Source organism: Bilifractor sp. LCP19S3_H10 (assembly GCF_052119185.1).
Lineage (GTDB): Bacteria > Bacillota > Clostridia > Lachnospirales > Lachnospiraceae > Bilifractor.
This window is the reverse complement of sequence record NZ_JBQKFT010000001.1, coordinates 17040-42317: the sequence shown is the minus strand read 5'-3', so window position 1 is coordinate 42317 and position 25278 is coordinate 17040. Positions and strand designations below refer to the sequence as shown.

23 protein-coding genes and 3 pseudogenes are annotated in these 25278 nt (G+C 48.3%); 21 read left to right on the top strand and 5 right to left on the bottom strand.

Going from position 1 to position 25278, the window contains the following annotated elements:
* The first annotated feature begins 55 nt into the window (after nucleotides 1-55).
* The 3 genes from ACTQZS_RS00170 (at nucleotide 56) to ACTQZS_RS00160 (ending at nucleotide 5990) form a co-directional block, all read left to right on the top strand.
* Nucleotides 56-2803, top strand: coding sequence for a family 78 glycoside hydrolase catalytic domain (locus ACTQZS_RS00170; protein ID WP_441474031.1), 2748 nt, complete (start codon nucleotides 56-58; stop codon nucleotides 2801-2803).
* 99 nt (nucleotides 2804-2902) lie between these two features.
* Nucleotides 2903-4303: an MFS transporter gene (locus ACTQZS_RS00165; protein WP_441474030.1), complete on the top strand. Its 1401-nt coding sequence runs from the start codon at nucleotides 2903-2905 to the stop codon at nucleotides 4301-4303.
* 769 nt (nucleotides 4304-5072) lie between these two features.
* Nucleotides 5073-5990, top strand: coding sequence for an AraC family transcriptional regulator (locus tag ACTQZS_RS00160; protein ID WP_441474029.1), 918 nt, complete (start codon nucleotides 5073-5075; stop codon nucleotides 5988-5990).
* On the opposite strand, the gene ACTQZS_RS00155 is transcribed toward ACTQZS_RS00160, so the two are convergent.
* Nucleotides 5959-6183, bottom strand: coding sequence for an AAA family ATPase (locus tag ACTQZS_RS00155; protein ID WP_441474028.1), 225 nt, complete (start codon nucleotides 6181-6183; stop codon nucleotides 5959-5961). The genes ACTQZS_RS00160 and ACTQZS_RS00155 overlap by 32 nt on opposite strands.
* A gap of 56 nt (nucleotides 6184-6239) precedes the next feature.
* On the opposite strand from ACTQZS_RS00155, the pseudogene ACTQZS_RS00150 reads away from it, so the two are divergent.
* The 6 genes and pseudogenes from ACTQZS_RS00150 to ACTQZS_RS00125 all read left to right on the top strand — a co-directional run.
* Nucleotides 6240-6425: pseudogene (locus tag ACTQZS_RS00150) on the top strand (phage tail tape measure protein); the annotation flags it as partial.
* Nucleotides 6426-6562: 137 nt separating this feature from the next.
* Nucleotides 6563-6742 carry a hypothetical protein gene (locus ACTQZS_RS00145; RefSeq protein WP_441474027.1) on the top strand — a complete coding sequence of 60 codons (180 nt, stop codon included), beginning with the start codon at nucleotides 6563-6565 and terminating at the stop codon, nucleotides 6740-6742.
* Nucleotides 6696-7877: pseudogene (locus ACTQZS_RS00140) on the top strand (flavodoxin domain-containing protein); the annotation flags it as partial. The gene ACTQZS_RS00145 and the pseudogene ACTQZS_RS00140, both read left to right, overlap by 47 nt.
* Nucleotides 7851-8087, top strand: coding sequence for a rubredoxin (rd, locus tag ACTQZS_RS00135; RefSeq protein WP_441474304.1), 237 nt, complete (start codon nucleotides 7851-7853; stop codon nucleotides 8085-8087). The pseudogene ACTQZS_RS00140 and the gene rd, both read left to right, overlap by 27 nt.
* Nucleotides 8088-8187: 100 nt before the next feature.
* Nucleotides 8188-8367, top strand: a pseudogene (locus ACTQZS_RS00130) (DNA topoisomerase III); the annotation flags it as partial.
* Nucleotides 8368-8523: 156 nt separating this feature from the next.
* On the top strand, nucleotides 8524-8613 hold the full coding sequence (locus tag ACTQZS_RS00125) for an HNH endonuclease (protein WP_441474026.1): 90 nt from the start codon (nucleotides 8524-8526) through the stop codon (nucleotides 8611-8613).
* Nucleotides 8614-8619: 6 nt separating this feature from the next.
* Here ACTQZS_RS00125 and ACTQZS_RS00120 read toward each other — a convergent pair whose 3' ends face one another.
* Both ACTQZS_RS00120 and ACTQZS_RS00115 read right to left on the bottom strand, forming a co-directional pair.
* Entirely contained in the window at nucleotides 8620-8925 is a 306-nt protein-coding gene (locus tag ACTQZS_RS00120; protein WP_441474025.1) for a helix-turn-helix domain-containing protein, read from the bottom strand.
* Nucleotides 8926-8930: 5 nt separating this feature from the next.
* Entirely contained in the window at nucleotides 8931-9296 is a 366-nt protein-coding gene (locus tag ACTQZS_RS00115; protein WP_441098814.1) for a type II toxin-antitoxin system RelE/ParE family toxin, read from the bottom strand.
* 181 nt (nucleotides 9297-9477) lie between these two features.
* On the opposite strand from ACTQZS_RS00115, the gene ACTQZS_RS00110 reads away from it, so the two are divergent.
* The 3 genes from ACTQZS_RS00110 to ACTQZS_RS00100 all read left to right on the top strand — a co-directional run bounded on the left by ACTQZS_RS00110 (nucleotide 9478) and on the right by ACTQZS_RS00100 (nucleotide 11030).
* Nucleotides 9478-9897, top strand: a complete 420-nt coding sequence (locus ACTQZS_RS00110) for a tyrosine-type recombinase/integrase (protein WP_441474024.1) — start codon at nucleotides 9478-9480, stop codon at nucleotides 9895-9897.
* 405 nt (nucleotides 9898-10302) lie between these two features.
* The gene (locus tag ACTQZS_RS00105) at nucleotides 10303-10782 is read left to right on the top strand and encodes a low molecular weight protein-tyrosine-phosphatase (RefSeq protein WP_441474023.1); all 480 of its coding nucleotides are present in this window, start codon (nucleotides 10303-10305) and stop codon (nucleotides 10780-10782) included.
* A 92-nt stretch (nucleotides 10783-10874) separates the two neighbouring features.
* Nucleotides 10875-11030: a hypothetical protein gene (locus tag ACTQZS_RS00100; protein ID WP_441474022.1), complete on the top strand. Its 156-nt coding sequence runs from the start codon at nucleotides 10875-10877 to the stop codon at nucleotides 11028-11030.
* 132 nt (nucleotides 11031-11162) lie between these two features.
* On the opposite strand, the gene ACTQZS_RS00095 is transcribed toward ACTQZS_RS00100, so the two are convergent.
* A complete protein-coding gene (locus ACTQZS_RS00095; protein WP_441474021.1) occupies nucleotides 11163-11831 on the bottom strand; it encodes a Crp/Fnr family transcriptional regulator in 669 nt (222 codons plus the stop codon).
* Nucleotides 11832-12096: 265 nt separating this feature from the next.
* Between ACTQZS_RS00095 and hcp the strand changes: the two genes are divergently transcribed.
* The 4 genes from hcp to ACTQZS_RS00075 all read left to right on the top strand — a co-directional run bounded on the left by hcp (nucleotide 12097) and on the right by ACTQZS_RS00075 (nucleotide 18514).
* Nucleotides 12097-13740: a hydroxylamine reductase gene (gene hcp / locus ACTQZS_RS00090; RefSeq protein ID WP_441474020.1), complete on the top strand. Its 1644-nt coding sequence runs from the start codon at nucleotides 12097-12099 to the stop codon at nucleotides 13738-13740.
* A gap of 186 nt (nucleotides 13741-13926) precedes the next feature.
* Entirely contained in the window at nucleotides 13927-14130 is a 204-nt protein-coding gene (locus ACTQZS_RS00085; RefSeq protein ID WP_441474019.1) for a hypothetical protein, read from the top strand.
* 410 nt (nucleotides 14131-14540) lie between these two features.
* A complete protein-coding gene (eno, locus tag ACTQZS_RS00080) occupies nucleotides 14541-15833 on the top strand; it encodes a phosphopyruvate hydratase (RefSeq protein WP_441474303.1) in 1293 nt (430 codons plus the stop codon).
* Between the two features lie 701 nt (nucleotides 15834-16534).
* The gene (locus ACTQZS_RS00075) at nucleotides 16535-18514 is read left to right on the top strand and encodes a glycoside hydrolase family 31 protein (protein WP_441474018.1); all 1980 of its coding nucleotides are present in this window, start codon (nucleotides 16535-16537) and stop codon (nucleotides 18512-18514) included.
* A gap of 70 nt (nucleotides 18515-18584) precedes the next feature.
* On the opposite strand, the gene aguB is transcribed toward ACTQZS_RS00075, so the two are convergent.
* Nucleotides 18585-19463, bottom strand: coding sequence for an N-carbamoylputrescine amidase (aguB, locus tag ACTQZS_RS00070; RefSeq protein ID WP_441474017.1), 879 nt, complete (start codon nucleotides 19461-19463; stop codon nucleotides 18585-18587).
* Between the two features lie 384 nt (nucleotides 19464-19847).
* On the opposite strand from aguB, the gene pepT reads away from it, so the two are divergent.
* From pepT to ACTQZS_RS00045, 5 genes are all read left to right on the top strand, one after another.
* Nucleotides 19848-21059, top strand: a complete 1212-nt coding sequence (pepT, locus tag ACTQZS_RS00065; RefSeq protein WP_441474016.1) for a peptidase T — start codon at nucleotides 19848-19850, stop codon at nucleotides 21057-21059.
* A gap of 306 nt (nucleotides 21060-21365) precedes the next feature.
* On the top strand, nucleotides 21366-22391 hold the full coding sequence (locus ACTQZS_RS00060) for an SPFH domain-containing protein (RefSeq protein WP_441098805.1): 1026 nt from the start codon (nucleotides 21366-21368) through the stop codon (nucleotides 22389-22391).
* A 250-nt stretch (nucleotides 22392-22641) separates the two neighbouring features.
* A complete protein-coding gene (locus ACTQZS_RS00055; RefSeq protein WP_441098804.1) occupies nucleotides 22642-22836 on the top strand; it encodes a PTS ascorbate transporter subunit IIC in 195 nt (64 codons plus the stop codon).
* Nucleotides 22837-23081: 245 nt separating this feature from the next.
* Nucleotides 23082-23834, top strand: coding sequence for a LytR/AlgR family response regulator transcription factor (locus ACTQZS_RS00050; protein ID WP_441474015.1), 753 nt, complete (start codon nucleotides 23082-23084; stop codon nucleotides 23832-23834).
* A 4-nt stretch (nucleotides 23835-23838) separates the two neighbouring features.
* Complete coding sequence (locus ACTQZS_RS00045; RefSeq protein WP_441474014.1) at nucleotides 23839-25218, top strand: GHKL domain-containing protein; 1380 nt, start codon at nucleotides 23839-23841, stop codon at nucleotides 25216-25218.
* Nucleotides 25219-25278: the final 60 nt, after the last annotated feature.

Here is a 25278-nt window from a genome sequence, read left to right as displayed (position 1 = left end):
CAAATTTTCATAGAATAGAAAGAATCAGAAAAACAAAAAGAGAGAGGAAATGCATATGATTCGTGATTTGACAATAGAATACAGAAAAAATCCGATAGGAATCGATGAGAAACCACGTTTCTCATGGAAGTTGGAGAGTGAAAAGCAGGATGTTGTGCAGACAAACTACCAGATTCAGGTTGTCAGCGGAGGCCGGCTTATGTGGGACAGCGGCCGGGTGAAAAGCGACCAATCCGTTCTGGTGCCATATAAGGGTGCTGCATTGAAAGAGATGACTGTTTATCAGGTGCAGGTCAGTGTATGGGATAATTACGGAGAGCTGGGACAGGTGACAGGAAACTTTGAAACCGGTTTGATGAGAGAAGAAAACTGGAATGCAAAATGGATTACCCATACACTTCCGGCTGAAGAGACTGCATGTCCGGTATTTGTCCGCAGCTTTTCTCTGGACAGACCGGTGAAGAGAGCAAGGCTGTATGCGACTGCCTGTGGTGTATATGAGGCATTTATTAACGGAAGGAAAACAGGAGACTTGTTCATGGCTCCGGGCTGGACATCTTATCATCACCGACTGCAGTATCAGACTTATGATATTACGGAACTCCTGGAAAAAGATAATGAGATTACGGTTACTGTAGGAAACGGGTGGTATAAGGGAGAACTCGGGTTTGATGCAAGACCGAATATTTACGGCGACAGAACGGCTTTGCTGGCAATGGTGCGTATCGAGTACGAAGACGGGGAAACTATCTGCATCGGCACTGATACGGACTGGCATGTGGAAACAGGAGAAATTCTGTTTTCCGAGATTTATCACGGTGAGATACAGGATTATACAAAAGAAAGAAGGCAGGTGGGAAAGGCAGTTCTGTTTGAACATACGGATGATATCGGGCAGATTGTGGCGCAGGAATCCGAGCCGGTCCGGGTAACGAAACGGTTTGATGTAAAGGAAAGGATCGTGACTCCAAAAGGAGAATTGGTGTTTGATTTCGGACAGAATATGGCAGGACTGGTAGAAATACGACTTCCAAAACTTATGGGAGACAGATTAGTTATTCGATATGCAGAAACACTGGATAAAGATGGAAACTTCTATACAGAGAATCTGCGGACGGCAAGATGTACAGATACATTCGTATACGGAGAAAAGCAGGTGGGAATGCTTGTGATGCCGCACTTCACTTTCCACGGATTCCGTTATATTTGTGTGGAAGGCGCAGGAACGGAAACAGAGGCATCGGATTTTACGGCATGTGCAATGCACACAGACATGCAGCCGACAGGAACATTCACATCCGACAACACGTTGGTTAACCAACTGCAGAGTAATATACAGTGGGGACAGAGAGGCAACTTCCTCGATGTTCCGACAGACTGCCCACAGAGAGATGAACGGTTGGGCTGGACCGGAGATGCACAGGTATTCTGTGGCACAGCCTCCTATAATTTCCACACGGCATTATTTTTCCGAAAATGGCTGCGGGATATGGCAGCAGAGACCACTCCGGAGTGGGGCGTACCTCATGTTGTTCCGAATATTCTCGGAAATCAGGCGGGAGCAGCGGCATGGAGCGATGCTGCGACAATCATTCCGTGGACGATTTATAAGGTTTACGGGGATAAAGAGATGCTTGCGGAGCAATTCCCGATGATGAAGAACTGGGTGGATTATATACATGCGAGAGTCTCGAAAAACGGATTGTGGCAGAGTGGATTCCAGTATGGAGACTGGCTGGCGCTGGACATAGAATCCGGAAGCACCGACCGGACAGGCGGAACGGACAAATATCTGGTGGCAAATGCTTATTACGCATATTCGACCAGGATTGTGCGGGATGCTGCGGATGCATTGGGGTATGCAGAGGAAGCAAAAGCATACGGTGACTTATATGAAAAAATAGTAGAAGCCATTCATGTGGAATACGTGACAAGAAGCGGACGAATGGTCAGTGAGACACAGACAGCCTGTGTGCTGATGCTGTACTTTGACTTGATAAAACCGGAATTTCGTAATCGGATTTTGGAGACATTGGAGTTAAATATCGGGGCACACCATAATCATCTGACGACAGGTTTTGTGGGTACACCGTATCTGTGTCATTGTTTGTCAGAAAACGGTCTTCACGGGTTGGCGGATGAAATCTTTATGAAAGAGGATTTTCCGGGCTGGCTCTATGCAGTAAAGAAAGGCGCAACGACAATCTGGGAGCGTTGGAATTCCATTCTGCCAAATGGGGATTTTGACGAATCAGGTATGAACTCCCTGAACCATTATGCGTACGGTTCGATTGGAAGCTGGCTGTACGAAAAAGTTGCAGGAATACGCTGTATGGAACCGGGATATAAGAAAATACGGATTCAGCCGACGCTGACAAAGGGAATGACAGAGGTGTCCGCAACTTATGAATCCATATATGGAACAATCGTAAGTGCATGGAGCTGCAGAGAAGGAAAAATCTGCGTGGACGTGCAGATTCCGGCGAATACAACGGCAGTTATCCAGCTTCCGGAGAAAGAAGCGGAATTTACGGTTGGTTCCGGCAGATATCATTACGAGTACAAGACGGATACCAATCTGAAATTCGAGAAATATTCGTTGGAGTCAACACTCGGAGAGTTGGTCGCCGAAGAACTTGGCCGCAATATGTTTGAAGAAATGGTGCCGGGAATGCTGGAAGACCCGCTGATTAAGTTTGCATTGTCCATGACCATATCCGATCTGCTTATGCAGGATGCGCAGGCAAAGCCAATGTATCTGGCAGTCATTGATGCGCTGAACGCTGCAAATTCAAAATTATAAAAAATAAGCTAAAATTAAAATGCGTACAATTAGGAATGTGATATTTTAAGCTTACAGGATATCAAGAAAAAATGTGATACGAAATGAAGGAGGAACACAATGAGTAAAAAACCATTAGGAAAGGACAAATTCGGTGTTCAGAAAGTAATGCGCGTGAAGGATTACTTCGGAGATGCTATGGGACAGTTCGCATTGAATGCGATGTCCACACTGGTAGGACAGCTTACATACTTCTATACGGATAAGGTTGGTATGGCTGCCGGGGCGATTGCAACAATGTTTATTGTCTGTAAGATTATTGACGCATTTACAGACCTGATTATGGGAAATATCATTGACCATACAAAACCGGGAAAAGAAAAATATCGTCCGTGGCTTTTGAAAGCGGGAATTCCGGCAGGTATTGTAATGGTTCTGATGTTTACGGTGCCGAAAATAGGAGATATGGGACAGATTATTTACGTGACAATAACGAACATTCTTCTGACAGCAGTATTATATACGGCAATGGCAATCCCTTATAACTCGCTTATGACCGTTCGTACGAACAGCCAGGAAGAACGAGGCATCATGGGAACATGGAGAGCGGCGACCGGTTATGTGGCAGGTATGATATTTGCAATCTGTATGATTCCGATTACGAATGCACTGGGCGGAAACCAAAACGCATGGATTAAATTTGGCTTTATCATGGGAATTATTGTAATACTGGCAGCCTTGATTTGTTATGCAACAAGCCGTGAGACAGCAACAGAGGCAGGAGCGGTAGTAGAAGCGAAAGAAGAGGATGAAGAAGTGATTCCGTTTAAGGAAGCGCTTGGAAAGCTGTTCCACAACAAATACTGGGTGATTGTTCTTGTGGTGAATCTGCTCTCATGCATTATATATGGTCTTACAGCGGGTGCGGGAGTATATTACTGTAAATGGATTTTCGGCAATGACAACCTGGTCGGCGTTCTCGGAGGAATCGGAATGATTCCGACCCTGTTAGGATTCATATTTGTAGGACCGATGATTAAGAAACTTGGTGTTGTGAAAACGCTGCTGGTGAGCTTTGCAATGGGTGCAGGAGCAAATATACTGCTTCTCTTCACAAAAGACATCTTTTTCTGCTACGCATTATTCGGAAGTATTACAACATTTGCAACCATTCCGATGATGTGTCTGGTTGGAGTTATGACGGCAATGTCAATTGATTATAATGAATATAAATATGGTGTAAGAATGGTAGCAACCTCCAACAGTGCATCCAGCTTTGGCGGTAAAGTGGGAAGCGGGCTCGGAACATCTATTATCGGCTGGTTCCTTGCGGCAGTCGGCTATGATGCTGCACTGACTGCAGCGCCGGCAGCTACAAAAATGGCAATTTACGGATTCACTATTGTAACACCGTTAGTGATATTTGTTGTTATGTTTATTCTTGTAAGCAAGTTTGATCTGGAAAAAACACTTCCTGCGATGAAAGAAGAAATTGCAAAAAGAAAAGCACAGAATGCCTAAAAAAACGCCAAAAAGCTTCCTGTATAATTTAAATAGGTCAAGAGATTGACAAAAAAATACCTCAAGTAAAATTAGATTATTACTGACCGGCAAGTTGGTAAAATCTAACGAATACAAGAGGTATCTACAATGAATATTAAAGGTTCAAAGAAGAAAAATCAAGTTTTATCAGTAAATAAGAGATTCAACAGTAACGGATTTTATTCAGTGTATTGAGTGTGAATATAGCAAAAATTGCCGCTTAGTTTAGCAGACTGGGGCGGCTATTTTTGTGTCTTATTGCTTCCTATTGTGTATCCGAGACTGAAAGCTGTCAAGTATAGGCTAATAACAGCAATCAGACCTTCAAGCGTCAACATTGGCATCCCCTCCTTTAGCAAGATTTCCGTCAGCCAAGCTGGGGATTTCTATGTAATCGGAGGGGTGCTGAGTGCCGGTGGCACTCGTTTAGCACCGACCGTAACGGAGTGTAGACCACAGTCCCTCCGTAGAAGGACTAACCGCCTACCGTGTAGGTAGCACCCATAGAACGATCATAACAACCTGTGAGTGTATATGCAATCCTAAATTTGTTTTTATTGAGTGTTCACCAAAGAAGTTGTGATAACAGTATGATAACAAAATAATTCAAAATCAGAAAAACGCTCCGGATTTCCGGCTGAAAATGATAATAAAAAGACAGAAATATACGAAAAAAACGTCTTAATATGCAAGACCGATACCGTTTGAGAGGACGAACCACTTCCAGGGGCGAACCGAATTCATCGGGATGATTGATTCCACTCTTGTGGAAGCAGACTTCATCCTGAACAATCCGCAAAAAAATGTCATCTCCGAGGAGCATATCATTCCGGAAGGAAAAGATGTGGAAGCAGTCTGCCATCTGCCGTTTGTGGATGACAGACTGCATCGTCATGATCATCTTGAAATTGATTATGTATACAGCGGATGCGCCGGGCTGCAGACAGAGGATAACACCTATATCCTGAAGGAAAATGAACTCTGCATCATTCCTCCCGAGATGCTCCATAACCTGACAGTGGATGATGAGGAGAGCATCGTCATCGGGATTATGGTACGCATGTCAACATTTGATACGATCTTCGGAAATGTATTGGCCATGGATGATCTTCTCGCAAGATACTTCAAAAATATTCTATATAATAAGAACAACCGCCATAGCCTGCGTTTTCACATTTCTCCGGAAGATGAACTGTTTTCAAAGCTGATTCAGGACATCATCCTCGAAGCACACAGCTCTGCACGGTATTCCGGAGCAATAGCCAACTGCCTGATACAGGAGATGTTCTTCCTCCTTCTTCGCGAATACAGCAGCACAGCCACCTATTTCACCCGGGACGAATTTATGTCAGGCCAGAGCCAGTTCCTGATGATACTGGAATACACACAGAAACATTACGACACGGTAAGCCTGGAATTCCTGTCCCGCTTCTTTAACTACAACGAAAGCTACCTGAGCCGCATGTTTAAAGAGAAAATGAACATGAACTTTAGTGAGCTTCTGATGAACATACGAATGAAAAAGGCAACAGACCTTCTGAAAAACACACGCTACAGCATTGCGGACATCTCCGAGATGGTGGGGTACACCTCAGTCGATTACTTTACAAAAGCATTCAAAAAAACCTACCAGCTCACACCTTCCAGATACAGGAAATCTTCCTGACGGCAATCAGATGATGGACCATCGTTCCGGGGGGATCTGCCGGGGTTGTGAAGAGCCGGATGACATTGCGGAGAAGCTTCGGATGGAGCTTGGCATCAAGCTCATCAACGATCCCCAGACGCCCCTCCTTCAGGGCCATCAGGATAACAGGGAGCGCGGCAAACAGCTTGCTGAAACACATTTGATTTTTCAAAGGCATCTCTTCGGAGATGTCTTTCTTTTTGCCATTTTTAAGGAGGTGAGCGTCGTATGGCTGGCTCTCGTATTAAAGAAATCACAATAGAAATAGACGGCGATACCACAAAACTCACCACGGCTTTGAAAAAGGTCGATAAGCAGATCAGGGACACACAGAGCAGTCTCCAGGATGTGAACAAGTTGCTCAAAATGGATCCGGGGAATGCCGATCTTCTGGCGCAGAAGCAGAATACCCTCTTTGCTTTTTTTTATTATACGCAAAATAATCTTTTGTGGTGTATCTTTAGATACAGAAAAAATGATATTACAGCGCTATACTTGTATCGGAAGGCGAGAGGAGGATGTCAGAATGATACGAAAGATCATCCATATAAATGAGGAAAAATGCAATGGCTGCGGCACTGACCAACATGCCGCTGATCGATGAAAAGCTTGGCAATATCGCTGCGGTAGTATTGAACGATGTAAGAAAGAACGGAAAGAAAAGTGCTTTTGAGGAGGAGAAACATGAGAAAACATGTAAAAGGAAATGTCAGTTGGGTCGGCTATATTGACTGGGAACTGGAAAGCTTCCATGGGGATGACTATTCCATCATGAACGGCTCCAGCCAGAACGCTTACTTGATCGAAGAGGAAAAGACGGTCCTGATCGATACTGTATGGACGCCTCACCGTTTTGATTTTGTGGACAATCTGAAGAAAGAGATCGACCTTCATAAGATCGATTTTATTGTGGCAAATCATGGCGAGTGTGACCACTCCGGTTCTTTGACGGCTCTCATGGAGGAGATCCCGGACACGCCCATCTACTGTACTGCAAATGCCGTTAAAAGCATTGAGGGACAGTATGGTAAGCGCGGCTGGAACTTCCATGTGGTAAAAACCGGCGACAGCGTGGATATTGGTAACGGCAAGAAGCTCGTCTTTGTAGAGATGCGCATGCTTCATTGGCCGGATTCCATGGCGACCTTCATGACAGGAGACAACATCCTGTTCTCTAATGATGCCTTTGGCCAGCACTATGCTGTAGAAGAACTGTTCAATGACAAGGTGGATCAGTGCCTGCTGAACAAAGAAGCCATGAAGTATTTCGCCAACATTCTCAATCCGTTTGCACCGATCCTGACGAAGAAGCTGGCGGAGATCACCGGTTTTAATCTGACCTTTGATATGATCGCACCTTCTCATGGCGCGATCTGGCGTGAAAATCCGCTGCAAATCGTTGAGAAATATGCCGCGTGGGCAGATGCGTATCAGGAGGACCAGGTCACTATTGCTTATGATACTATGTGGGAGGGCACCACGAAGATCGCGCATAAGATCGCGGAGGAGATCCACCGTCAGAGTCCGGAAACCGTCGTGAAGGTTTTCAATATCGCCAAGGCAGACAAAAATGAGGTCATGACCGAAGTATTCAAATCCCGAGCCATCGCGGTTGGTTCGCCCACGGTGTCGAACAGTTACCTGTCCTCTGTTGCGGGCTGGCTGGAATTTCTGAAGCAGCTCAAGTTCAAGAACAAGAAAGCTGCTGCGTTTGGCTGTTATGGTTGGAGCGGCGAGAGCGTAAAACTCCTGCAGGCGAAGCTGGCCGAAGCAGGCTTCGAAGTTATAGAAGAAAACATCCGTAGCCAGTGGAACCCGGAAGACAGTGATTTTGCCGGGATTCCCGTCCTTGTTACATCGCTGATCGGTAAGCAGGAGGAGACTGCGGAGACAACGGACAGCAGCGATGGCAAGCCGGCCAAATATCAGTGCGGTCCCTGTGGTTATATTTATGATCCGGAGAAGGGTGATCCTGACAGTGGAATCGCACCCGGAACTGCATTTGAGGATCTGCCTGATGACTGGTGCTGCCCGATCTGCGGTGTGAGCAAAGACATGTTCGAGAAAATGGGTTAAATATGCAGCATGAATGTAAGATCACGGTTCTGGAGACCAAAGTCTTCCCAGACCTTGCGGAACAATATCTGGCGGATCCCAAGTTAATAATCAGTGTCAATGTAAAAAACCGTTTGAAAGGCTGTGGATCTTCAGCATGGAGGACGCGGCCATCCGGGAAGGTTTCCGGGATTTGAAACCCGGAAGCGCTTATGACAACTTATATGAAGCAGCCCTTTGCCGGGAGCGTGCCGACTGGATCGTCGGAATGAACGCCACCCGGCTTTTTTTATGCCTGTATTCTTCAGGCGGTATCGGATTACAGAGCAGCTAAGAAAGCCAGGAACAAAAGAGAACAGGCCGAGGTGCTGCGATTCTTCCATTCGCAGTGGTTTGGGGTTCTGACAGAGATTGATCCGGAATATCTGATCCGGAGACTGGACGAGGAGGGCTGACAATGGACAGAAACAACTGGAGAGCGCTGTGCAAGCGGTGCCACGATAAAAAAACCGGACGGGAGGATTCCCATCCGGTGTACAGGTACTGAAATTTGTTATTTTGTAATTGGTGACATTCTTCTGTGCGGATCAGTCTGGACAGTGAGTGTAAGACCGAGTGTATCAAATATTTTAAGCAGCGTTGTCAGGTTTGGAGAAGATTTTCCTGATTCAATCCTGGCAACGGATGAGTGTGGAAGACCGCACATCTCTGCAAGGTCACGCTGAGAAAGGTTTAGATTATGGCGCTGGTCAATCATGGCGCTGACAATCTTAGCTCTTTCTTCGACTTCATCAATATCCCTGCCGATTTCGGGATTTGATTCACGCACGTGTTTTTTATAATCGTTCCATGTTGCCATAGCATTCACCTCTTTTCATGCCGTGATTTCCAGTCGTCTCTTTCGGCAAGAGCCTGATTGATCTCACGTTGGGGAGTCTTTTGGGATTTCTTGCGGAACTGGTGAAGTAGAACAAAGGTATTGTTTTCAAAATAGAAATAGAAAACCCTGTTGTTGCCGGGACGCAGTTCCCAGATGTCCTCGACAAGATGTTTCGTTATATTTGTTCCAAGCCTTGTGCCATTCTCCTGCAGAAGCTCAATGTAAAAAGATATCTGCTGATGCTGTATTCTGGCATCTTTATTTTTGCCGGCTTTCTTTTGCAGGTCATCAAGAAACTCCCAGAGCTGCGAGTAACCATTGGAATCTTCATAGAATTCAATGTTGTACATGTAAGCTCCTTTCGTTCAAGAATATGATAGCAAAAATGCGTTCAAGCGTCAAGAGGATATGAATAGATGGCGGGGAAGGTCTGAATCCCTGTGAGCCACGGCTCGGAAACCGCCCCCCTCTCGCGTGCAAAACCGCAAAATTCAAGGGAGGGGGTGTAGGGCAACCGTATATAAGAAAAATGTGAAATCTGGAAAGCTGCAGGCAACCGAAGCCCGAGCCGATGATAGAGGGATACACCGGTTTTCTTTACTACTAAAAGAATGGAAAACCTCTGGTCGCCCTGCACTGGAGCACTATTTTCGGAATGCGGTCAACCGTTACAATGAGATTTACAGAGTACAGATGCCGGCGATTACGCCGCATGTATGCCGCTACACCTACTGCTCGAACATGGCAAGAGCGGGGATAAATCCGAAGACGCTGCAGTACCTGATGGGGCATTCAGGCATCAGCGTAACGATGAATACCTACACGCATCTGGGACTGGAGGATGCGGAAAATGAACTGCGGAGACTGTCGGAGATAAACAGCGCGCGAGCGGAACTTGACCGGCTGAATGGATCGGACTTCAGCATCGAGAGCAATGTGAAATTCGGATAAGGGCAAAAAATAGACTGGATGAATGTGACCGGAAGAATTATACAGATCAGAAAGACCCGGGAGGCAGATGTGATTGTGCAAATGCTTCCCGGGTCTTTTGTCGTCTCCGGTATCATGGTAAACTGAAAAAACAGATAAAAAATGTACATTTGCCAGGCCGACATTTTTCCCTCTGGGGAAACGGCTCTTGAATGTCCGCAGTATACCACATCCTGCCGCCCATTGCCGCTTCCGGGCACCCGCTGATTTCAGGTAGTAAATACTGCGGAAGCCTGCCGCACACTGCCGCCTGGGGCCTTACTACCGGAATTTTCGGAGCATGGTGTACATTTGAAAGAGAAGAAGAAACCCCGCAAAAGAGCACAGAACACGGCACTTTGCGGCATCTGAGAAAGGAAATATTATATGACGAGGATACTTTTTGTTTGCCACGGCAACATCTGCCGTTCTGTAGCAGCACAGTACATTTTTCAGAACATAATTAATATGAGAAAGATCGAGGATCGTTTTCTGGTGGATTCCGCGGCAACCTCGACGGAGGAAATCGGGAGCCCTGTGTATCCGCCGATGGAGCATGCGCTCCGGCAGAGCGGGGTTCCGATTGGAAATCACCGGGCAAGGAGGCTTCAGAAATCGGATTATTCGAAGTACGATCTCATTATCGGAATGGATGAAGAGAATGCTTATTACATGAGGCAGATTCTGGGGGAAGATTCGGAGAATAAAGTGCATTTTCTGATGGAGTATGCGGGTCAGCCGGACAAGCGGATCGACGATCCATGGTATACCAGAAAATTTGATCTCTGCGTTTCGGAAATCACGGAGGGATGCATCGGTCTTCTGGAGCGACTTGCGGGACAGATGCCGGGTGGGTCCCGGTCCTGATTTTCCGTTTTCCAATGATAGCATAAACGAAGAGGAGCGGAGTTCTCTTTTCAGCTGTCTTCTTTGATCAGGTTTATTTGAGACATTATAATATGAATAATCTGTATCTTCGGAAATATTACAGTGAGACGCTGCACTCGGAGACCCTGGGGATCATACAGCTGGAAAATGATCACAAGACAGAATATCAAAGCTCGAGGCCGGCCGGCTCGGTCGCGAGTGGAAACGGATCGGAGCAGAGAACCTGATCATCACGAAGAAAAACCGCGCGGCCATGATCGTCGACAACCGGACGCTGACCGCGCACTGGAAATCGCTGATCGAGAAATATCCGGTTTGACCGATTGAGGACGGAATGGATTCCCCAAGTGCGAAGGTAATTAATATTCTGTTCCCTTTTGTATTTCAAAGTGGTTTTTTTCAAATGTGATCAGTCCTTCGGATTTCATTTTTCCCAGTTCTTTTGAGAGTGCGGTCCGGTCGACATTCAGATAGTCAGCAAGCTGCTGGCGGTCAAAGGGGATGTCGAACCGGTGGCCGCCGCTCTGTAGGGCTACCGAATTCAGGTATGCCAGTACCTTGCCCCGGATGGTTTTGGGTGAGGTGTGGAAACTGCGGCCGGACAGAACAAGGTTTTTATGTGCGGTAACCACAAGAAGGCTGGTCAGGAACTTCCGTACCCAGGGGTGTGTGGTTGAATCGGTTTCTTTCAGGACATGAATTTTGAGGAAAAGAATCCGTGAGTCTTCATTTGCCACGACATCGACCAGCAGAGGTTCGTTATGCAGAAACGCATAGGTCTCTGCAAAAAAATGGCCGGAACCGACGTGACTTAAGATGGTGCGGTTCCCCCACATATCGTTGTTTTCTATTCTTACGCTTCCCTCCAGGACCAGTCCCATTTTGTCGGTTTTACTTCCGGCCAGAAGGATGGAAGCGTCTTTTTTGTATAAAAGCTCGCGGGCTTGAAGTGCCAGCAATGCATCGTGAATTTCTTCTTTGCTTAATCCCTTGAAAAGAACGTTTTTCGAGAGCATTTCTTCATTCATTTTCGTCTCCTTAGCCGCAGAAGGGGCTTCATCAGTGCAAAATAGGACTGTGAAAGGCTGCCTTGTATTGGAAAGAGTCACACGGTTGAAAAAAATAATTATGTGGTAATGACAACATACTTCTGCTTTTCATCCTACTATACTGTACACAGAAAGACAACAAGTGACTGCCGCTGTATTCCAGGCTGTACAAAGGTCTATGTAATCCGGGAGGCAGCAGAGGCAAAGGAAGAATGCCCTTTGGGGCGATAGAGGAGGTTTATTGATGGAAAACAAGATGTTCTGTTATCAGTGCCAGGAAACAGCGGGATGTAAGGGATGTACGATCTCCGGTGTCTGCGGAAAGAAACCCGAGGTTGCCCGTATGCAGGATCTGCTTGTGTATGTGACGAAAGGACTTTCGTGTGTGACAGCAAGGATGCGCGAGGAAGGGATTCCCGTGGAAAAGGATGTAAACCATATGGTTACAAGAAATCTTTTTATCACGATCACCAATGCAAACTTTGACAGGGAAGCGATTCGCAAAGCAGTTGAGGAAACGCTGGCAGTAAAGCAGGATCTTCTTGGAAAGCTCGAGAACAAAGAGGGACTTCCGGAAGCCGCATTCTGGAATGGCGCGGAGGATTCCTTTGACGCCAAGGCGGCAGAGGTTGGCGTACTTTCGACCAGGGATGAGGATATCCGCTCTCTTCGCGAGCTGATTACCTATGGTTTAAAAGGACTTTCGGCCTATTCCAAGCATGCAAATGCGCTGCTTCAGGACAATGAAGAAGTGGATGCGTTTATCCAAAAAGCACTTGCGAAGACTCTGGATGATTCTCTTGGAGTAAACGATCTGGTGTCTCTTACTCTGGAGACCGGTAAGTACGGTGTAGACGGTATGGCTCTTCTGGATAAGGCGAATACAGAGGCCTATGGGAATCCGGAAGTGACGCAGGTTGACATTGGTGTCCGTAAAAATCCGGGTATTCTGATCTCCGGTCATGACCTTCGCGATCTGGAAATGCTTCTGGAACAGACGAAAGGGACTGGTGTAGATGTCTATACACACTCCGAGATGCTTCCGGCACATTATTATCCGGCATTTAAGAAATATCCGCATTTCGCAGGAAATTACGGAAATGCATGGTGGAAACAGAAAGAGGAGTTTGAGAAGTTCAATGGTCCGATTCTGATGACGACCAACTGTGTGGTGCCTCCCGCAGAGAGCTATAAGGACCGCCTCTGGACGACCGGAGCGGCAGGATTCCCCGGCTGCAGACATATTGACGGCGCATATGGCGAGACCAAGGATTTCTCTGAAATTATTGCCCAGGCAAAGACATGTCCTGCTCCTACAGAGATCGAGACAGGAACCATTACCGGCGGATTTGCACATGAGCAGGTATTTGCGCTTGCGGACAAGGTTGTAGACGCGGTCAAGACCGGAGCCATCCGGAAGTTTGTTGTAATGGCAGGATGCGACGGAAGACACAAGACACGGGAGTACTATACAGAGTTTGCGAAGAGACTTCCGAAGGATGTGGTGATTCTGACAGCAGGATGCGCGAAGTATAAATATAACAAATTGGATCTTGGCGATATTGGCGGAATTCCGAGAGTTCTGGATGCGGGTCAGTGCAATGACTCCTATTCCCTGGCACTGATCGCCTTGAAACTCAAGGAAATATTCAAGCTGGATGATATCAATGATCTTCCGATCGTGTTTAATATCGCATGGTATGAGCAAAAGGCCGTCATTGTACTCCTTGCACTTCTGTACCTGGGTGTAAAGAATATCCATCTTGGACCGACGCTTCCGGCGTTCCTTTCTCCGAATGTGGCAAAGGTGCTGGTGGATAACTTTGGAATCGCGGGAATTGGAACTGTGGATGATGATCTGAAGCTTTTCTTTGGAGACGAGGCATAAATAAGGCGGAAGAGCTTTTCCATGACAAAGAGGATTCCTGCGCTTGTTAAAAGGTTCCTTGAGTTACAATATTGTCAGGTCGATGTCCGGAGATTTCTGGGTGTCGGCCTGGTTCAGTTTATCCTGCAATTTTTCCTTCTTTGATTATCGGCATTCAGGATATCGGAATAAGTGAAATAAAAAAGAATGTATACCTGGCCGGTGATTCTGCGCAGCGGCGTCAATGCGAAGGGACAGACGGTTCATTATCTCCTATATTACGCAGAAGATCCGCGGGTGGTACACAATCCTTATAGCACGGTGACAGATCTGCTCAGTGGCAGAAGATATGTCCCGGGTGAGAAAATCGAATTGAGGGATTGGGATGTAAAGGTGCTTGTGGAGAGTTGAAATTTGCAGGCCGGATCAGGCAAAGACACCGGAAATCTTTGCCTGACCGCCTGGAGTCGATTATAAAATTCCGATGTCGAAATAAGATTCCGATGCTGAAATAAGATTGCGGTTGACAATCAAATGCTGTTAGTGTACACTAATAATTAGTTAGAGATACCTAACGCACAAAAGGCTGATGATCCTGAATTTTCGCTGCTTGTCATGATGTACAACAACAGAAATGATCACCAGATGCCAACTGGATAAAGCTATAGCAGGACAGAAAACTATTGTGGATAGAACACTATAGCAGGGCAGAAAACTATTGCAGGATAGAACGCAATAACAGGATAAAAAGCCGTTTCAGGAGTGAAAGCAACAGGAATGGTTACCAGTTATGTCTCAGGAAGACAGGAGGAGACGATATGCTGAAACATTTACAGATTGAAAAGGTGATTGGACGAGAGATCATAGATTCCAGAGGCAATCCCACGGTTGAAGCTGAGGTGATTCTGAATGACGGAACTGTCGGAAGAGGAGCCGCGCCCAGCGGAGCGTCTACCGGTGAATTTGAGGCGATTGAGCTTCGGGACGGAGACAAAGAACGATTTGGCGGAAAGGGCGTGTCTAAGGCCGTCAACAACATAAACACAATCATCAATGATGCAGTCAGAGGACTGGACCCGCAGGATGTATATGCGGTAGATAACGCGATGATCAGAGCGGACGGTACGCCAAACAAGGCGAAGCTGGGAGCAAACGCAATTCTTGCGGTATCCATCGCCAGCGCGAAGGCTGCGGCAGAATCTCTCGGAATTCCGCTTTTCCGCTTCCTTGGCGGCGCGAATGCCAACCGTCTTCCGGTTCCGATGATGAATATTCTGAACGGCGGGGCGCATGCGACGAATTCAGTGGACACTCAGGAATTCATGATTATGCCGGTGGGAGCATCTTCCTTCCGCGAGGCACTTCGCTGGTGCACAGAGGTCTTCCATTCACTTCAGAAAATTCTCAAAGCGGAGGGGAACACCACCGCGGTCGGAGATGAGGGCGGTTTTGCGCCGAATCTGAAGGATGATGAAGACACCATCGAGCATATTCTTCAGGCAATCCGCGACGCGGGTTATCGTCCGGGCGAGGATTTTGTTCTTGCCATGGATGCGGCATCCTCTGAATGGAAGAGTGAGAAGGGGAAGGGATATTATCACCAGCCGAAATCCGGCAGGGATTTCACCTCTGAGGAGTTGATTGCGCACTGGAAATCGCTGATCGAGAAGTATCCGATCTGGTCGATTGAGGACGGTCTGGACGAGGAGGACTGGGAAGGTTGGCAGAAGATGACGGATGAGCTCGGAGACAAGGTACAGCTGGTCGGCGATGATCTCTTTGTGACAAATACAGAACGGCTTGAGAAGGGAATCCGGCTTGGCTGCGCGAATTCGGTTCTGATCAAGCTCAATCAGATCGGATCAGTGTCTGAGACGCTTGAGGCGATCAAGATGGCACATAAGGCTGGATACACGGCAATCACGTCCCACAGAAGCGGCGAGACAGAGGATACCACAATCGCCGATCTCGCCGTTGCGCTCAATACACGCCAGATCAAGACGGGAGCGCCAAGCCGCAGTGAGCGTGTCGCGAAATACAACCAGCTTCTCCGGATCGAAGAGGAACTCGGCGAGTCTGCCGTATATCCCGGAAAAAAAGCATTTAACCGCTGAGAAAAATCACAGAAATATAAGATCAATGACAGGCAGGAGCCGGTTCCGTTTATGGAACCGGCTTTTCTGAACTTATTTTACCCTATCATGAGGAAAAGAAGATTAAAATGGGGCAGCTGAAGAAAGCTCTTAGGGCGAATTTCCAGGGATACGAGGTTATCCGCTAGCTGCTGCATGCTCCGTCTTATATAATGATCCGTATGCGGATGAAATCGGCAGAACCATCCGGTTTTCAGTCCTGTGTTCAGTGTGGACGATTACGAAAGATAAAACATATTATGAATTCTTCCACTCAAACAACTGATCTTCAAGAACTGGTGTGATATACTGTATAAGCTCTTCGAAAACGCAGACAAGATCGTCGCACGCGAAGCGCGCGTAAGAGACTGTCTGCGATTTCGAAGGCAACAGGTATGAGGATGAAGCGCGGAGGCGCGAAATCCTCATACCTGAAGGATTGCGGGAGTGCGAAGCACGGAGCAATCCGTAGCTTATACAGTATGTTATCGTATGGCCGTATCCTATATAGGCTCTTCGAAAACGCAGACAGGCCGCCTGCCGCGAAGCGCGCGTAAGAGACTGCCTGCGATTTCGAAGGCAACAGGTATGAGGATGAAGCGCGAAGGCGCGCAATCCTCATACCTGAAGGATTGCGGGAGTGCGAAGCCATTGAGAAATTTATACAGTGTGAAGGAGACACCATGATCAGACATTATATAATCGGAGAGCCGATCGAGACAGATTCCGTTGTGCTGAATATACCGGCTGAGACAGGGGAGATTCCGGGTTTTGTTATGGATCCCGGCGCGAAGGCGATTCGTCATCGAATGGACAGGGAGGATGTTATTTACGGACTCGGAGAAACTGTCCGCGGGATGAACAAGAGGAACTGGCTGTACATCAGCAACAACACCGACGACTATATGCATACGGAGGGAAAGCATTCCCTTTATGCCTCCCAGAATTTTATCCTTGTTTTTTCTCCGCGGGCTTCTTTCGGACTTTATGTCGATACGCCGGGAAGAGTGACGTTTGATCTGGGATATACGGACCCGGATGTGATGGAGATTCGTCTGGATGATTTTGACGCGAATCTCTATGTGGTTCAGGATTCGACGCTTCCCGGAATTGCGCATGAATTCCGGCACTTAGTGGGCCGAAGCTATATTCCGCCGAAGTGGGCCTTCGGATTCGGGCAGAGCCGGTGGAGCTACTGCACGGAGAAAGAAGTGGAGGAGGTCGCTGATCGTTATCAGCAGGAAGGCATTCCGCTTGACAGTATCTATCTCGACATCGATTACATGGATCACTACAAGGACTTTACAGTTGATGAGCAGGCTTTTCCGGATTTCACGGATTTCTGCGCGGAGATGAAGAAAAGGGGAATCCATCTGGTGCCGATCATCGATGCGGGTGTGAAGATGGAGGATGGCTATGATATCTGTGAGGAGGGGAGAAAAGGCGATTACTTTGTCAAGGATGAGGACGGAAACGACCTGGTGGCCGCTGTCTGGCCCGGGAAGGCGCATTTTCCGGACTTTATGAAACCGGAGACGCGGAAGTGGTTCGGGGAGCATTACCGTTTTCTGCTGGATCAGGGCGTGGACGGGTTCTGGAATGATATGAATGAGCCCGCGATTTTCTACACGGAGAAGCATCTGAACGAGGTGTTCCGGCGGATCGACGAACTGAAGGGGGAGAATCTGGATATAGAATCCTTTTCTGAGCTGACGTCTCTGGTCGGAGGCCTGTCGAACAATCCGGAGGATTACCGGAGCTTTTATCACACATACATGGGAAAAACCTATCGCCATGACAAGCTTCATAACCTGTACGGTTATCTGATGACGAGGGCTGCCGGAGAAGCGTTCCGGACGCTTTGCCCGGATCGGAGGATCCTGCTGTTTTCACGGTCATCCTACATCGGGATGCATCGCTATGGAGGTGTCTGGACCGGGGACAACAGAAGCTGGTGGGAGCATCTGCTTCTCGGCATGCAGCAGATGGCGGGCCTGAATCTGTGCGGCTTTCTGTATTCCGGATCGGATATGGGAGGCTTCGGTGACGACGCAACGGAGGATCTGATGATGCGGTGGCTGGAAATGGCTCTTTTTACACCACTGTACCGCAATCACAATGCGAAGGGAAACCGCTTTCAGGAGCTCAGCGCGTTTGCGCATCCGGAGCGCTTCCGCCCGATCATCGAACTCAGATATGCTTTGCTTCCTTATATTTACAGTGAGTTTATGAAGGCAGCGCTCCGCGACGGCATGTACATGATGCCGCTCGCCTTCCAGTGGCCGGACGACAGAAGAGCAGTGGAGACAGAGGATCAGCTGCTTGTCGGGGAAAGCGTGATGATCGCGCCGGTGTACCGGCAGAACGCTTCCGGCCGTTATGTCTATCTGCCGGAAGATATGATGCTTCTGCGTATGAGAAGCTGGAACGATTACGATGAGATTCAGCTTTCAGAGGGCGATCACTATGTGAAGGCAGAGCTCGGGGAAGTGCTGATTTTCATCCGAAAGGGACATGTGCTTCCGCTCTGCCATCCGGCAGCAAATACGGCAGCTCTCGATTACAGCACGATCCATTACATTTGTAACGGGGGATGCCCGGAGGATTACGAGTTATATAACGATGATGGAATTACTCCCGTGAAAGATCCCCTTCGGGCGTGACCTTCTGCTTTTTCGATGTGAATCTCCGGATGGGTGAAGCTGTCCGGAAATGAACAAGAAAATGATTGTGTTAACGTTCATCCTTTCCGGTTTCCCCCATGGTAAGGAGTTCTCCGTACATCTCAGGCCGGCGGTCGCGGAAGACACCCCATTCGCGGCGCATGGAAGCGACGGCGTCCAGATCAAACTGTGCCGTCACGAAGGTCTCACTCTCCCGGTCCGCAGAAGCGACAATTTCTCCGTCCGGTCCCGCGATAAAGGAGGAGCCGTAGAAAGTGATGTTTGTGTAATCCTGTTCCTCGTAGCCCACCCGGTTTGAGGCCACAAGCGGCATGATATTGGCGGCGGCATGACCCTGCATGCAGTTTCTCCAGTGAGGCATGGAGTCGATGCCGAGATCCGGCTCGCTTCCGATGGCCGTCGGATAGAGCAGGATTTCCGCGCCCATCAGTGCCATGCAGCGGGCAGCTTCCGGGAACCACTGATCCCAGCAGATGCCGACGCCTATTTTTCCGAACCGGGTGTCCCATACCCGGAATCCGGTGTCTCCCGGAGCAAAATAAAACTTCTCCGCATACGGAACACCATCCGGTATATGCGTTTTGCGGTATTTGCCGAGAATTTTACCGTCGGCATCAATCATTGCGACGCAGTTGAATGCCAGATTCCCGGCATCCTCATAGAAGCATATGGGGAGGACAACATGCAGTTCCCCTGCAATGCTCTGAAAGCGCTTTACTGCCGGGTTGTCTTCCATTTTCGTGGCAAGGTGAAGATATTCATATTTGTGCGTTTTGCAGAAATAGGGGCGTTCAAAAAGCTCCTGAAGCAGGATGACATTGGCCCCGGCCGCAGCAGCATCCCGTACAATCTTTTCCGCCTTGTCCAGTGTTTCCTCCGCGTTCCATGAGCAGGCGAACTGTGTCGCCGCAAGAGTTACCTTTCGCATTGCGAAATCTCCTTTCAGCAGAATTCTAATAAAGAATGGTTTTGTGTGACAGACAGAAAAAGGCATCAGTTCGCGTACGGAACTGATACCTCCTTGTATCCTTCGCAATTTGTAACGATTCAGCACACCATTATCCAGGCGAAAAAAACGCTTGTCAAAGGCCGCCGCAATGATTATAGCAACTTTACTACTGAATAAGGATACCACCGTAAGAAGCAGAGGAATATACTTATTTTCTTCCATACAGAAATTCATTGATTTTTAAAGACCTTGAACCGTGGGCTTCTGTTTATTAATGCTGTATTTGGCGGACTGGCGCAGAAAGCCTGTTTTCAGTATAATAGAGACATCGCTTTACGATCAACAGAAAGGGAGGGAATCAGCTTGGCAGAAAATAAAGATTTCATTCATCGTTTTCTCAATTACGTTCAGATCGATACGCAATCCGATGAGGATGCGACAGATCAGCCGACAACTGCAAAGCAGAGGGCTCTCGCAGAGCTTCTTGAAAAAGAACTGCAAAGTCTGGGCGCCCGGACGGATTACGACCGGGAACACTGCTACGTTTATGCAGCTATTGCTTCGCATGGGAGTGGTTTTGAATCCATGCCGCCACTGGGATTCATTGCTCATCTCGATACGTCGCCGGAGGTGAGCGGAAGCAGTGTGAAGCCGAGAATCATTCAAAATTACCAGGGCGGGGACGCATTATTAAAAGAAGAGGATTTTCCGGAGCTTACGAGACATCGCGGGGAGGATCTTATAGCATCAGACGGGACGACACTGTTAGGTGCGGACGACAAGGCGGGAATCGCGGAGATCATGAACCTTGTGCAGTATTTTCATGATCATCCGGAGGAACCGCACCGGGCGGTACGCATTGCATTTACGCCGGATGAGGAAACGGGACGCGGCACAGAGCATTTTGACACGGAGCGCTTCGGGGCAAAAGAGGCATATACCGTAGACGGCGGGACCTTCGGTGTCATCGAATATGAGTGCTTCAATGCGGCGGAAGCGCGGGTTATGATCCATGGCAAGAATGTCCACCCGGGAAGTGCGAAAAACCAGATGAAAAATGCCTGCCTGATCGCGATGGAATTTGCTTCGATGCTTCCGCCGGCTGAAACACCGGAGCACACAGAGGGATATGAGGGATTTTACCATCTCGACCGGGTAGAGGGCAGTGTTGAACAGACAAACCTTCAGTACATCATCCGGGACCATGACAGGGAACGGTTCGAGGCACGAAAAGAAACGATTCGCTCGATTGCGGCGTATCTGAATCAAAAATACGGTGAGGGAACTGTTGACGCGTCGATCCGGGACCAGTATTACAATATGGCCGAGGTTATGAAGGATCATATGGATCTGGTCGGGCGTGTGCAGAAAGTTCTGTCGGACATGGGAGAAGTGTGTGTCACAAGCCCTATCCGTGGCGGTACAGACGGCGCAGCACTGTGTTTCCGGGGCATTCCATGTCCGAATCTGTGCACGGGAGGGTATAACTATCACAGCCGGTTCGAGTATGCGAGCGTGCAGGAGATGGAGAAGACCGCGGAGATGCTGATTCGAATCGCACAGCTGCGGCAATGATGGGAAAAGCATTTCCATACGATATCGGGTTTCAAGACAGGCAGAATGCTGTTTTCAAAAGGAAATTATATGCCGGATTAAGGGGCTGCCGCATTGCGAACAACCCCTGTTCTCTTCTTCCGGACAAATATCATCCAGACTGCCCGCTGCCGGTATGGAGGATACTTCCGCCTCCGCAGGTTATTGTTGGTGCTGTCATGTATTGACATTTTTACAATATATGATATCATTATGATATCAAATAAATATCGTCTTCGGGCCGCGATTGCCCGGAAGCCTTTTTTAGGGGTAGAAAGGAAAAACGTTATGGAAGAGAAGCAATTGGTGAAGAAGAACAATGGGATGCCTGTTTTGCTGCTGCTGGTTGCGCTGTATGTAGCGTCTGTTTTTCTGTTTGTGACAGGAATCAAGCTTGGAACGGAGGATTCTCTGTTTCTTCCGGCCTTCCTTCCGGCGATTCTGTGGTGGGGACTTGGATGGATCTTCTGCATGGGATTGAAGGTTGTCAAGCCGCAGGAAGCACTTGTGCTGACGCTTTTTGGCAAGTATATCGGGACGATCAAGACGGATGGATTTTACTATGTGAATCCTTTCTGCTCGTCAGTAAATCCAGCCGCGAAGACAAGGCTGGGACAGAGCGGAGATGTGAATGAGAACGCTTCGGCCCATGGGATTCAGCTGTCGCTTTCTTCCGTGAACAAGACAGAGGAGCCGGCGAACTGGAAGATTTCTCTGAAAGCGATGACCCTGAATAATGCGAAGCAGAAAGTCAACGACGTACTTGGCAACCCGGTGGAGATCGGCGTGGCAGTGATCTGGAGAGTCAGTGACACAGCGAAGGCAGTTTTCAATGTCGATAATTATAAGGAATATCTGTCGCTCCAGGTAGATGCGGCGGTGCGGGATATCGTGAAGATTTACCCGTATGATGTGGCACCGAATATCGATACGACCGGTGACGGACAGGCTGACGACGGAAGCCTTCGCGGGTCTACGACGGTTGTGGCGGACCGGATCCGTGACCTGATTCAGAAAAAGGTAGAAAATGCCGGACTTGTGATTGAAGAGGCAAGAATCACGTATCTGGCTTACGCTCCCGAGATCGCCGCGGTGATGCTCCAGAGACAGCAGGCTTCCGCAGTGATTGACGCGAGAAAGATGATCGTGGACGGTGCGGTCGGTATGGTTGAGATGGCACTGGAGCGACTGAAGGAAAACGGCGTGGTGGATCTCGACGAGGAACGGAAGGCGGCAATGGTGTCGAACCTGCTGGTGGTTCTGTGCGGCAACCATGACGCACAGCCTGTTGTGAATTCGGGAAGCCTGTACTGAAACTGAATGATGAACGCGGCGGCGCTGCCATTCCGGGTTAGTATGGTCTGGCGAAGGCCGCCGCTTCCTTTTGAGACGTGCTGAGAGGTTTTTTACGATAGTTTCGTATAAGGCTGACCAAAACAGTGTTGCGCGAACAAACCGCTTCCACCCGCAGATGGAAAATCTGTCAGCCCAAAAACCAGGATATATTTCTGAAGGGTGTGAGCAAACAGTTTCCGGCTGTGGTAGACAGAAAGCAGGTGAGCAGATGGCGAAGAAGCAGGTACCGCTTCGATTGAATGAAAAATTGTATGACGCGATCGCAGCCTGGGCGGAGGATGATTTTCGTTCGGTGAACGGGCAGATCGAGTATCTTTTGACGGAATGCGTAAAGCAGAGAAAAAAGGACGGGAAGTATGTGTCGGAGCACCTCGATGAACCGCCGGAACTGGACATCCGATAAATGGCCATGCTATCTGCAGCGCTATATACGTACGGGATAGGTGTCTGCGGCTACCCGCTGCTTTACCGCTTCCGTGTGTACGGCATGGAGGCTGTGAAGCAGCGGGTTCGGGAAGGCAGGAATTTTACAGCCTGACGAGGACAATTGTGCGTTAAAGGGATGTAAAATCAGGCAGAATGCGATAGGATGATTGCAGGGTTGAAGTTCATGATCTGCAAGCATCCTATTGACAGGTATGTCAGTGGATGAAAAATGTATGCGTGATTTTGTCGGGAGAGGATGAGGAGATGCTTCGAATTGCGATTGTTGAGGATGATGAGAATTACCGCCGGGAGTTCCGCACATATCTGGAACAGTACGGAAGAGAGCATGGCGAAGTTTTTTCCATCCGGGAATTCTCCGATGGAGACGGAATTCTGAATCCGTATACACCGGATTACGATATTATTCTGATGGATATTGAGATGGCATTTGTCGACGGGATGACGGCGGCGCAGGAGATCCGGAAATCGGATACGGAGGTCTGCATCATCTTTATTACCAATATGCCTCAGTACGCGATCAAGGGCTATACGGTCGGCGCACTGGATTATATTCTGAAGCCGGTTTCCTACTATTCCTTTTCGGAGACCATTACACGTGCACTGGGAAGAAGGAAGACAATCCAGAATAAGTACGTGATTTTGAATGTCAAGGGCGGGATGCGGCGGATTTCCACTTCTTCCATCCGTTACATTGAAGTCATGAACCATGAACTGATTTTTCATCTGGTTTCAGAAGAGATAACCTCAAGAGGCGCGCTGAAGGAGGTGGAAAAGGAACTATCCGGCGAGTATTTCTTTCAGTGTAACAAGGGCTTTCTGATTAATCTGGCTTATGTAGACGGTGTCGTCGGGAATGATGTTCAAATCGGGGAGGACCGTCTGCAGGTGAGCCGGGCCAGGAAAAAGCCTTTGATGGATGCTTTGAATCAGTATATGGCTGAGACAGGGAGGTAACAGGATGGATGTATACGGGCTCCTGTTTCGTACAGCTTCCGGAAATGTCCTGCCGGATCTTAAGGACACACCGGGAATTTATTATGCAATCACCTATATGATTGCTTTTGCAATCATCAGTCATTACCGGCCGGCCAGGAGAAAGGGCTGGAAGAGAAATCTGATTTTTCTGGGAATGGGAGGATTTCTCATTTTTTACATGACGGTGACGAAGAATCCCCCTCTTCCGTTATTCCTTCCGGTTGTGATGGGTACCATTGTTCAGATTTTTCTCGGCTTTTACTGGCTGACAGAGATGAACTGGAAGAATTGTCTCTTTGATACGCTTCGCGCCTTTATTCTGGGAGAGTTTGCGGCTTCTCTGGAATGGCAGCTTTATTATTTCGGTTTGACAGAATTAAGGGTTGCCTTGAATCCGCTGACAAATCTGATCTTTATGCTGCCGACCTATGCCGGTGTATTCGTTCTGGCTGCTGCGCTGGAGAGGAAATATGACAGCCGGTCCGGAAGGTATGAACAGCTGGAATTACATGGACATGCACTTCTTGGGGAGATATTGATCATCGGCGCGGTGTATTTCATGAGTGATATCAGCTTTGTGCTTCAGCGGGCGCCTTTTACCGCCAGGTACACATCGGAAATCCTGCTGCTTCGAACCGTTGTGGATTTTGCCGGGGTTGTTGTTCTTTATTTTTATTCCATTGTGCTGCACCAGGCGCAGGAGCAGATGGAGCTGCAGACCATGCAGAATATTCTTCAGCTTCAATATTCTAATTATCAGACCTCGCGGGAGAGTGTGGATCTTGTCAATCAGAAATATCATGATCTCAAGCATCAGATTGCAATTCTGAGGGACGGCATCGATTCTGAGGAAAAAGTACGGTATCTTGACAAGATGGAGGAGGAGATCAAGCTGTACGAGGCGCAGAATAAGACCGGCAACGAGGTCCTGGATACGATCCTGACCAGCAAGGCCATGGTTTGTCAGAGATATCACGTGGAGTTTACTGTTGTGGCGGACGGAGCGGCGCTGAGCTTTATGTCAATCATGGATATCAGCTCGTTGTTCGGAAATGCCCTGGATAACGCTATTGAGGCGGCAAAGCAGATACCGGACAGGAAGGAGAGACTGATTCATCTGACGATCGCGAGGCAGAAGAACTTTGTCAATATCACGCTGCTCAACCGCTTCAGCGGTGCGGTCAGTTTTCGAAACGGCCTTCCGGTGACGACCAAACAGAACCACGCTTACCACGGATTCGGAGTCAAGAGTATGCGCTCCACGGTGGAGAAATACGGAGGTTCACTGACGGTAGGCGCGAAGGATGGATGGTTCAGTCTTCACATCCTTCTGCCGGGCACACAGAGCCGCAGGGAAATCTGACCGACAGGAACGAGGCGTGACCGGAGGAAAGTGCGGCTGACATGTGGATCGCGCCGGAAG

Bases quoted from the DNA above. Each gene is read 5' to 3' on its own strand.
- ACTQZS_RS00115 (WP_441098814.1), bottom strand. From the start codon at position 9,296: ATGTACAACATTGAATTCTATGAAGATTCCAATGGTTACTCGCAGCTC.
- ACTQZS_RS00050 (WP_441474015.1), top strand. From the start codon at position 23,082: ATGAAAAATGTATGCGTGATTTTGTCGGGAGAGGATGAGGAGATGCTT.
- ACTQZS_RS00145 (WP_441474027.1), top strand. From the start codon at position 6,563: ATGAGGAAAAATGCAATGGCTGCGGCACTGACCAACATGCCGCTGATC.
- ACTQZS_RS00160 (WP_441474029.1), top strand. From the start codon at position 5,073: ATGATTGATTCCACTCTTGTGGAAGCAGACTTCATCCTGAACAATCCG.
- ACTQZS_RS00170 (WP_441474031.1), top strand. From the start codon at position 56: ATGATTCGTGATTTGACAATAGAATACAGAAAAAATCCGATAGGAATC.
- ACTQZS_RS00095 (WP_441474021.1), bottom strand. From the start codon at position 11,831: ATGAATGAAGAAATGCTCTCGAAAAACGTTCTTTTCAAGGGATTAAGC.
- ACTQZS_RS00100 (WP_441474022.1), top strand. From the start codon at position 10,875: ATGAATAATCTGTATCTTCGGAAATATTACAGTGAGACGCTGCACTCG.
- ACTQZS_RS00125 (WP_441474026.1), top strand. From the start codon at position 8,524: ATGGACAGAAACAACTGGAGAGCGCTGTGCAAGCGGTGCCACGATAAA.
- ACTQZS_RS00120 (WP_441474025.1), bottom strand. From the start codon at position 8,925: ATGGCAACATGGAACGATTATAAAAAACACGTGCGTGAATCAAATCCC.
- ACTQZS_RS00075 (WP_441474018.1), top strand. From the start codon at position 16,535: ATGATCAGACATTATATAATCGGAGAGCCGATCGAGACAGATTCCGTT.
- ACTQZS_RS00085 (WP_441474019.1), top strand. From the start codon at position 13,927: ATGTATACCTGGCCGGTGATTCTGCGCAGCGGCGTCAATGCGAAGGGA.
- aguB (WP_441474017.1), bottom strand. From the start codon at position 19,463: ATGCGAAAGGTAACTCTTGCGGCGACACAGTTCGCCTGCTCATGGAAC.
- ACTQZS_RS00060 (WP_441098805.1), top strand. From the start codon at position 21,366: ATGGAAGAGAAGCAATTGGTGAAGAAGAACAATGGGATGCCTGTTTTG.
- ACTQZS_RS00105 (WP_441474023.1), top strand. From the start codon at position 10,303: ATGACGAGGATACTTTTTGTTTGCCACGGCAACATCTGCCGTTCTGTA.
- ACTQZS_RS00165 (WP_441474030.1), top strand. From the start codon at position 2,903: ATGAGTAAAAAACCATTAGGAAAGGACAAATTCGGTGTTCAGAAAGTA.
- ACTQZS_RS00045 (WP_441474014.1), top strand. From the start codon at position 23,839: ATGGATGTATACGGGCTCCTGTTTCGTACAGCTTCCGGAAATGTCCTG.
- hcp (WP_441474020.1), top strand. From the start codon at position 12,097: ATGGAAAACAAGATGTTCTGTTATCAGTGCCAGGAAACAGCGGGATGT.
- ACTQZS_RS00055 (WP_441098804.1), top strand. From the start codon at position 22,642: ATGGCGAAGAAGCAGGTACCGCTTCGATTGAATGAAAAATTGTATGAC.